The following is a 5,393-nucleotide window of genomic DNA, read 5'->3' as shown; positions in this document are numbered from 1 at the left end:
GTTTCGGCGCATCCGCCGGCGCACGCCGTGGTGCCTGCGAGGATCGCGCAGGCGTCGGATGCTGCGCACCTCCCCGGTCGCCCGAGCCAGTCCCGTTCGGGCTGTCGCCCGGTCCGGGATGTCCCGGCTCGTTCGGTGAAGTCACGCAGGCGCTCCTAACTATGCATCCGCCCGCCGGGGCGGTCGGCGTTCGCTCACGCGTCGGGTTCGGTATCCGATTCGTCGTCGGTTACGGCGGCTTCTTCAGCGTTACGTGCGATGGCTAACAGTGTGTCGCCCTCGCCCAGGTTCATCAATCGAACACCTTTAGTCTGCCGACCGGCCTTCCGGACCTGCCTGGCCGCCGTCCGGATCACTCCGCCACCGGAGGTGATCGCGTACACCTCGCTGTCGTCGTCGACGATCAGCGCTCCTACCAGCTTGCCACGACGGGTGTCGTACTGGATCGTCAGAATGCCTTTCCCGCCGCGGCCCTGGGCGGTGTATTCCTCGATCGCCGTGCGCTTGGAATAGCCGCCCGACGTCGCGACCAGCAGGAACGTGCCTTCTCGGACCACGTTCAGCGACAGCAAGTAGTCGTCGGCGTTGAACCGCATGCCCTGCACACCCGAGGTCGCACGGCCCATTGGCCGCAGCGCCTCATCGGTTGCGGAGAACCGGATCGACTGGCCGTTGGCCGACACCAGCAGCAGGTCGTCCTCGGCTGAGCACAGCACCGCCCCGACCAGTTCGTCGCCGTCGCGCAGGTTGATCGCGACAATCCCGCCCGACCGGTTCGAGTCGAAGTCGGTGAGCGCGGTCTTTTTGACCAGCCCGTTGCGGGTGGCCAGCACCAGGTAGGGGGCGTCCTCGTAGCTCTTGATCTGGATGACCTGAGCGATCCGCTCCTCGGGCTGGAAGGCCAGAAGGTTGGCGACGTGTTGTCCGCGCGCCGTTCGCGAGGCCTCCGGTAGGTCGTAGGCCTTGGCCCGATACACCCGGCCCTGGGTCGTGAAGAACAGGATCCAATCGTGGGTTGAGCACACGAAGAAGTGCCGCACGATGTCGTCCTGCTTTAGCCCCGCGCCTTGCACTCCCTTTCCGCCGCGCTTCTGGCTGCGGTACAGGTCGGTTTTGGTGCGCTTGGCGTAGCCGGTTTCGGTGATCGTGACGACGACGTCCTCGCGGGTGATCAGGTCTTCGTCGCTGACCTCGCCGTCGGCGGCGATGATTCGGGTGCGACGGTCGTCGCCGTACTTCTCGACGATCTCGCCGAGTTCGTCGCGCACGATGCCGCGCTGCCGCTCCGGTTTGGCCAAAATATCTTCCAGGTCCGCGATTTCGGCCTCGATCTTGGCGAGATCATCGACGATGCGCTGGCGCTCCAACGCCGCCAGGCGACGCAACTGCATATCGAGGATGGCCTGTGCCTGAATCTCGTCGATATCAAGCAAATCGATCAGGCCGGCCCGCGCGACGTCCACCGTCTCGGACGCCCGGATCAACGCGATCACTTCGTCGAGCGCATCAAGCGCCTTGACCAGACCGCGCAGAATGTGAGCTCGCTCGTTGGCTTTGCGCAGCCGATAGGTGGTGCGCCGCACGATGACGTCGAGTTGGTGCTCCACGTAGTGGCGGATCATTTGATCCAGCCGCAGTGTGCGCGGCACCCCGTCGACGATGGAGAGCATGTTGGCGCCGAAGCTGGTCTGCAGCTGGGTGTGCTTGTAGAGGTTGTTCAGCACCACCTTGGCCACCGCGTCGCGTTTGAGTTCGACGACGATGCGCAGGCCGACCCGGTCGCTGCTTTGGTCTTCGATATTGGCGATCCCGGCCAGCTTGCCGTCGCGGACCTGCTCGGCGATCGAGGTGATGAAGTTGTCGTGGTTGACCTGGTAGGGCAATTCGGTGATCACCAGGCCGGTCCGGCCCCGCGAATCTTCTTCAACCTCAACGACTCCGCGCATCCGGACGGATCCGCGGCCGGTCTTGTAGGCATCGGATATGCCCTGGTTTCCGACGATCAGCCCGGAGGTAGGGAAGTCGGGACCCTTGACCCGCTGCATCACAGCGGCCAGCGTCGCCTCTTCGTCGGCGTCGTAATTCTCCAGCGCCCAGAACACCGCCTCCGCGAGCTCGCGCAGGTTGTGCGGCGGGATGTTGGTGGCCATGCCTACCGCGATGCCGCCCGAACCATTGGCCAGCAGGTTGGGGAACCGGCTCGGCAATACCGTTGGTTCCTGCACCCGACCGTCATAGTTGGGTATGAAATCGACTGTCTCCTCGTCGATTTCACGCAGCATCTCCATCGCCAACGGAGTCAGCCGCGCCTCGGTATATCTCATCGCGGCGGGCGGGTCGTTGCCCGGGGAGCCGAAGTTGCCCTGGCCGTCGACGAGGGGATAGCGCAGCGACCACGGTTGGGCCATCCGCACCAGGGTGTCGTAGATCGAGGCGTCACCGTGCGGGTGGTAGTTGCCCATCGTCTCGGCCACCGAACGGGCGGACTTGGCGTGGCTGCGGTCCGGGCGGAACCCGGAGTCGAACATCGCGTAGAGCACCCGGCGGTGCACCGGCTTGAGGCCGTCGCGTACTTCCGGCAACGCGCGGCCCACGATGACGCTCATTGCGTAGTCGATGTAGCTGCGCTGCATCTCCTGCTGGATGTCGACCGGTTCGATGCGGTCGGCGGCATCACCGCCGGGTGGCAGCGTGGTGTCTGTCATCTAATCCTCGTTTGAGAGTTGAATGGGGGAGATGCTCGAGGGCGGTCGGACTTCGCTAAACGTCTAAGAAGCGAACGTCTTTAGCATTGCGGGTGATGAAGCTTCGGCGCGCTTCGACGTCTTCACCCATCAGGATCGAGAACAATTCGTCGGCCGCCGCGGCGTCGTCCAGAGTGACCTGACGCAACACCCGCACCGAGGGATCCATCGTCGTTTCCCACAACTCCTTGGCGTCCATCTCGCCGAGACCCTTATAGCGCTGGATACCGTCGTCGACGTTGATCTTCTTGCCGGCCTTCTTGCCCGCCGCTATCAGCCCGTCGCGTTCCTTGTCGGAATAGGCGAACTCGGGGTCGCTGCGCTGCCATTTCAGCTTGTACAGCGGCGGCTGGGCGAGGAATACGTGACCGTTCTCGATCAGAGGGCGCATGAACCGGAATAGCAGCGTCAGCAGCAGCGTCGAGATGTGCTGGCCGTCCACGTCAGCGTCGGCCATCAGCACGATCTTGTGATACCGCAGCTTGGTGATGTCGAATTCGTCGTGGATTCCAGTGCCCAGTGCAGTGATGATCGCCTGCACCTCAGTGTTTTTCAGCACTCGGTCGATGCGGGCCTTTTCGACGTTGATGATCTTGCCGCGCAACGGAAGAATGGCCTGGAACATCGAGTCACGACCGCTTTTGGCCGAGCCACCGGCCGAATCGCCTTCCACCACATACAGTTCAGACTTGCGCGGGTCGGTAGAACGGCAATCCGCCAGCTTGCCGGGCAGACCGCCTAAATCGGTAGCGCTCTTGCGCCGTACCAACTCTCGAGCCTTCCGGGCTGCGATGCGTGCCTGTGCGGATGACACCGCCTTGTTCACGACGGTCTTGGCGTCAGAGGGATTCGCCTCGAACCAATGGGAGAGCTTGTCGTTGCAGGCCTTCTGCACGAAAGACTTGACCTCGGTATTGCCGAGCTTGGTCTTGGTCTGGCCCTCGAACTGCGGCTCGCTGACCTTGACTGAGATCACCGCCGCCAGACCCTCGCGAATGTCGTCGCCGGTGAGGTTGGGATCTTTGTCTTTCAGCAGCTTTTTGTCTTTGGCGTACTTGTTCACCACCGATGTCAACGCGGCGCGGAAACCTTCCTCGTGGGTACCGCCCTCGTGGGTATTGATGGTGTTGGCGAACGTGTGCACCGACTCCGAATAACCGGCGTTCCACTGCATCGCGATCTCGACCTCGTGACCGGGACCCTTGTCGGAGAAGTCGACGATGCTGCTGTGGATGGGGTTCTTGGTGCGGTTGATGTGTTTGACGTAGTCGACCAGACCGCCCGGGTAATGGAAGGTGCGATGCTTGACCTTATGCGGCGCAACGGATTCCGCGGCCTTTTCTGCCGCGGACTTCGGGGCTTCTGCGGTGTCGCTGACGACCTCGTCGACAACCTCTTCTTTGCTTACCCGCTCGTCGGTCAGGTTGATGGTCAGCCCTTTGTTGAGGAAAGCCATTTCCTGCAGCCGCCGCGCCACGGTCTCGAAGTCGTAGTCCGTCGTCTCGAAAATGCCCGGATCCGCCCAGAAGCGGACCGTTGTACCGGTCGTCTTGGTCTTGTCGCCTTGTTTGAGGGTGCCGGGGACAGAGCGGTCGTAATGCTGGAACCACTCGAAGCCGTCGGTCGAGATCTCGACCTCGAGGCGCGTGGACAATGCGTTGACCACCGACACGCCCACGCCGTGCAAACCACCGGACACCGCGTAGGCACTGTCATCGCCCCCAAACTTTCCGCCAGCATGAAGCTGAGTCATCACCACGTCGACCGTGGGGATGCCGGTGGAGTGCATGCCCACCGGGATGCCGCGGCCGTTGTCGGTGACTTGAACGCCCCCGTTCTCCAAAATCTTCACGTCGACTGCGTTGGCGTAACCGGCCATCGCCTCGTCCACCGCGTTGTCGACGACCTCCCAGATCAGATGGTGCAACCCGCGCTCCCCGGTGGAGCCGATGTACATGCCGGGGCGTTTGCGGACCGCTTCTAGCCCTTCCAGGACGGTGATGGAGTCGGCGCCGTACTCTTTCGGTTTCTTCTTCTGGGCAGCCACGGGGGAAAGGCTCTCCTTGGGGTTGCGCGCGGGTAGTCTCCGAGACTGTGCGCTGGTTCTCCGCCAGTCTACCTATAACAGGCGGTGGCACCGACTCTGCGAGGGTGTTTCTACACAGCTATCTGCGCCGTGTGCGGAATTTCTCGCTCTAGGCCGCGTCCGGACGCTTGACGAGCCCATTCCCACCGTTGTGACGGCCCTCAGCGGATCGTTCGATCGGTCAGCCGTAGGTGTCACGAGGCCCCCTTCCGGCGATGTGCAACGGTCCTTTACGCCACGACGGCGCGACGGGCCCGGTGATTTTCAGCGCGGTCACCACACCATCACCTACTTCGGCCGCGATCTTGGCCAGCACTTGAGCCTGGATGATCCGCAGTTGGGTCGCCCATGCCGTCGACTCCGCGGACACGCTCAAGATCCCATCGCGCAGTGCGGTCGGGGTGGCGTGGTCAGCGATGTGTTGACCGACGACCGTCGGCCACCGCCCGAACACCGCACCCTCGGCCACTCGCGACGACCAGCCGCGCTTCTTTGCTACGTCGCGGGTGGCGTTGCCCAGCGGCTGCGGATCTCGGCCGTCGGGCGCGGGACCAGACCAGCGG

Annotated in this window: 3 protein-coding genes; all 3 read right to left on the bottom strand. The window is 63.3% G+C overall.

Annotation, left to right across the window (positions count from 1 at the left end; all coding sequences use genetic code 11):
* Positions 1-194: 194 nt before the first annotated feature.
* Positions 195-2,705, bottom strand: coding sequence for a DNA gyrase subunit A (gene gyrA / locus WB785_RS23855; protein ID WP_424082429.1), 2,511 nt, complete (start codon positions 2,703-2,705; stop codon positions 195-197).
* 55 nt (positions 2,706-2,760) lie between these two features.
* Positions 2,761-4,791: a DNA topoisomerase (ATP-hydrolyzing) subunit B gene (gene gyrB / locus WB785_RS23850; RefSeq protein ID WP_424082427.1), complete on the bottom strand. Its 2,031-nt coding sequence runs from the start codon at positions 4,789-4,791 to the stop codon at positions 2,761-2,763.
* Positions 4,792-5,011: 220 nt separating this feature from the next.
* Positions 5,012-5,393 (bottom strand): DciA family protein (locus WB785_RS23845; protein WP_424082425.1); only part of this gene is annotated, 382 nt, incomplete at its 5' end.

It is taken from the genome of Mycobacterium sp. (assembly GCF_049585075.1).
Lineage (GTDB): Bacteria > Actinomycetota > Actinomycetes > Mycobacteriales > Mycobacteriaceae > Mycobacterium.
This window is presented reverse-complemented; position numbering and strand designations above follow the sequence as displayed.